1 rRNA gene is annotated in these 478 nt (G+C 44.4%); it reads left to right on the plus strand.

From position 1 onward, the window contains the following. Nucleotides 1-244: 244 nt before the first annotated feature. Nucleotides 245-478 (plus strand): 23S ribosomal RNA (locus KVT32_RS28705); the annotation flags it as partial.

Below are 478 nucleotides of genomic sequence, written 5' to 3' on the forward strand. Positions count from 1 at the left end.
CATTCTTTCTTGAGAGTGCAAACGTGAGCGACGCATCAGCGTATGTTTAGGTTTGATCTTTTCGAGATCACTGTTTTTTCGTTCTTTAACAATCTGGAAGAAGTAAAGTTTTTTTAAGCGTGAGGTTAGTCAGCAATGATTAACAGCACACTTAGGGTAGTAATCAAAGTATCAACAAACATGCAATGAGCTGTACTCTTTGAACTATGACGATCCCTGTTGTCAGCAGGGGCTAACGTTATAGGGACAAGCGAATAAGTGCACATGGTGGATGCCTTGGCGATTACAGGCGATGAAGGACGTAGTAGCTTGCGATAAGCTGCGGGGAGTGAGCAAACACACTTTGATCCGCAGATTTCCGAATGGGGAAACCCGGCCTTTTAGGTCATTGCATGCTGAATACATAGGCATGCAAAGCGAACGCGGCGAACTGAAACATCTAAGTAGCTGCAGGAAAAGAAATCAACCGAGATTCCCA

Origin of the sequence: Achromobacter sp. GbtcB20 (genome assembly GCF_019091095.1) — a bacterium.
Lineage (GTDB): Bacteria > Pseudomonadota > Gammaproteobacteria > Burkholderiales > Burkholderiaceae_B > Achromobacter > Achromobacter mucicolens.